The organism is Mycobacterium sp. (assembly GCF_035499775.1).
Classification (GTDB): domain Bacteria; phylum Actinomycetota; class Actinomycetes; order Mycobacteriales; family Mycobacteriaceae; genus Mycobacterium.
In genome coordinates this window covers 1-2,398 of sequence record NZ_DATJYB010000073.1, presented here as the reverse complement: position 1 = coordinate 2,398, position 2,398 = coordinate 1, and the positions used below count along the sequence as shown (strand labels likewise).

Below are 2,398 nucleotides of genomic sequence, written 5' to 3'. Positions count from 1 at the left end.
GTAGGCGTCGCGGTTGATGCGGTAGCCCTCGGTGGGGTCGAATTGCGACACCCGGCCGGTTTCGAGCGGGATGCCGAGGTCGCGTAACTCGTTCTTGTCGCGCTCGAACATGCGGGAGAAGGCTTCGTCGCTGGCGCTGTCGGCGTAGCCGTAGACGGTTTCGCGGATCCGTTCGGCGGTGATGAAGGTACGGGTGGACAGCAGCGCGATGACGAGGTTCATCAACCGCTCGACTTTGGAAATGCCCACTCGTGACAGCTTAGTACTGCAGCAGTAGATCGTGATCATTGTTGTTCGCTGCGTCGGTAGTGGGATTGTCGGGCTCGGTGTTGGTGTTGTCGGCGCCATCGGGACCAGGCCAGCAGGCTGGTGACGGTGTGTTTGGCAGCAAGGAGTAGGGCGTCGAAGAGTCGTCGAAACTCGTTGACAGTCAATGTGATCAGGCCTGCCGGCGTCGGGGTGGTGTCGCGTTCGACCGCGGTAGCCACGGCGAGGAACGCGTGGGCGAGCATGGCCAGGGTGGTCCAACGGTGCCAGGATCGCCAACGACGGACTTGATGCTGGTCGAGTCCGGTGAGGCCTTTGGCGGTTTGGAAGGATTCCTCGATGCGCCAGCGCTGTCCGGCCACGGTGACCAGGGTGTGCAACGTGACCGGCCGTGGACTGTAGCAGCGCAGGTAGGCGTGTTCGCCGGTTTTGTCGTTGCGGCGGATCAGCAAATGGTGCCGGCCGGTGTCGGCGTCATCCTCGGCGTTGAGCTCGACCCAGGCCCATGAGTAGTAGCGCTGTCCGTGACTACCCGCACCGGCAGAGTGTTTCTGCCAGGCTCGTTTGGGCAGCATCGCCGGGAGTCGATCGACGCGGATCTTGCCTGCCGGGGTGGGCATAAACCGGTTGGCAGCAATCGCCAGTACGTAGCCCAGCCGGTGGCCGCGGATCGCGGCACGCAGCGTGGGATCGGCGCCGTACACCTCGTCGCCGGCGACCCACGCCGCGGGCACGTCGGCTGCTACTGCGCGCTCGATCAGTGCCCGCCCCAGTGCGGGTTTGGTCGCGAAACCCTGTTTGTTGCTGGGGATTCCAGCGGCTTCACACCGATCGGGCGCTTCGGCCCACGATCGTGGCAGGTACAGGGCGCGGTCGATCAACGCGTGCCCCCGTGGGGCCGCATAGGTCAAGAACACCGCCACCTGAGAATTCTCGATGCGTCCGGCGGTGCCGGTGTACTGACGCTGCACCCCGACCGAATGAACGCCCTTCTTCACATCGCCGGTTTCATCAAGGATCAATGTTGCATCCGGGTCGGCGAAGGCGTCGATGACGTAGTCACGTAGATCGTCGCGGACTGCGTCGGCGTCCCATTTCGCCCGCGACAACAGGTGCTGCAACCCGTCCGGAGTGGCGTTGCCACGGTGCTCGGCGATCGTCCAGCAATTCTTTCTGTCCAGGCCTGAGACCATGCCGGTCATCAACTCGGCGACGTGGCGCAGCGGTTCGTAACGGGCGAAACGCGGCGCGATCCGGTCGATCACCGCCGAAAACTCAGTCCGCCACCGATCAGGGTCTACGCTATGAGCCGCGGTGACCGCGACCAATTCTGGAGTCTTCACAAACCCTGAACGATGCCGCGGTCACCGCTCTGACCAGTGCAGACACGCCGAATCCCCGCCAGTCACGATCTACTGCTGCAGTACTAACCGCGATTACTGCTCGAGCCGCGTGGGTACACGTCGCGGGACAGTCGATCATGCGAAGGAGCTATGGATGACTGAGTTCACAATCCCCGGCATGTCGGAGAAAGATGGCAACAAGGTCGCCGATTTGCTGCAGAAGCAGCTCAGCACCTACAACGACCTGCACCTGACGCTCAAACATGTGCACTGGAACGTCGTCGGCCCGAACTTCATCGGTGTCCACGAAATGATCGATCCTCAGGTCGAACTGGTGCGCGGCTACGCCGATGAGGTTGCCGAGCGCATTGCGGCGCTGGGCAAATCGCCGCATGGAACTCCCGGCGCGATCATCAAGGACCGCACCTGGGACGACTACTCGGTCGAACGTGACACCGTGCAGGCGCACCTGGCGGCGCTCGACCTCGTCTACACCGGCGTGATCGAGGACACCCGCAAGGGAATCGACACCCTCGAGGATCTGGATCTGGTATCGCAGGACATGCTCATCGACCACGCGGGCGAGCTGGAGAAGTTCCAGTGGTTCGTCCGTGCCCATCTGGAGAACTCCGGCGGACAGCTGGCCAGCGCGGGCGCCAGGACCGAGCGGGCAGCCGCGAACAAGGCCAAAAAGAAGGCTCCCGTTAAGTAGCGGTGGGTTCCTCCAGGGTGTCGTCGCGCACCGGGCGGTCGGCCAGTTCTTCGTTGCGGCCGAACAGGTATGGGTA

2 protein-coding genes and 1 pseudogene are annotated in these 2,398 nt (G+C 63.3%); 1 reads left to right on the top strand and 2 read right to left on the bottom strand.

The window, feature by feature from the left end; all coding sequences use genetic code 11:
• Both VML93_RS04620 and VML93_RS04615 read right to left on the bottom strand, forming a co-directional pair.
• Nucleotides 1-249: pseudogene (locus VML93_RS04620) on the bottom strand (WYL domain-containing protein); the annotation flags it as partial.
• Nucleotides 250-284: 35 nt separating this feature from the next.
• On the bottom strand, nt 285-1,529 hold the full coding sequence (locus VML93_RS04615) for an IS701 family transposase (RefSeq protein WP_325608146.1): 1,245 nt from the start codon (nt 1,527-1,529) through the stop codon (nt 285-287).
• Between the two features lie 235 nt (nt 1,530-1,764).
• Here VML93_RS04615 and VML93_RS04610 point away from each other — a divergent pair, with 235 nt between their 5' ends.
• Nucleotides 1,765-2,322, top strand: a complete 558-nt coding sequence (locus VML93_RS04610; protein ID WP_325608144.1) for a DNA starvation/stationary phase protection protein — start codon at nt 1,765-1,767, stop codon at nt 2,320-2,322.
• Nucleotides 2,323-2,398 lie beyond the last annotated feature (76 nt).